Source organism: Polaromonas sp. P1_G2 (assembly GCF_056405515.1).
Genome location: NZ_JBFUBY010001359.1, coordinates 1 through 416 on the forward strand (window position 1 = coordinate 1; position 416 = coordinate 416).

Genomic DNA, 416 nt, shown 5'->3' on the forward strand with positions numbered 1-416 from the left:
GCATTCTGGCGTAGCGACAATTCGATTTCGCGGGCGAGATCCGGATTGTCGCGCAGGAAAAGCTTTGCGTTCTCGCGGCCCTGGCCGAGGCGCTGGCTATTATATGAGAACCAGGCGCCAGACTTCTCGACGATGCCGGCCTTGACGCCAAGATCGACCAGTTCGCCGGTCTTGGAAACGCCTTCGCCATACATGATATCGAATTCGACCTGCTTGAAGGGCGGCGCCATCTTGTTCTTGACGACTTTCACGCGGGTCTGGTTGCCGACCACTTCATCGCGCTCCTTGACCGAACCGATGCGGCGGATGTCGAGACGGACGGAGGCATAAAATTTCAGCGCATTGCCGCCGGTGGTCGTTTCCGGCGAACCGAACATGACGCCGATCTTCATGCGGATCTGGTTGATGAAGATTAC

The 416-nt window shown here is 57.5% G+C and carries 1 protein-coding gene; it reads right to left on the reverse strand.

From position 1 onward, the window contains the following. Positions 1-416: recombinase RecA family protein (locus tag AC1D0P_RS30555; RefSeq protein WP_477680158.1), on the reverse strand; the 416-nt coding region annotated here is incomplete at both ends.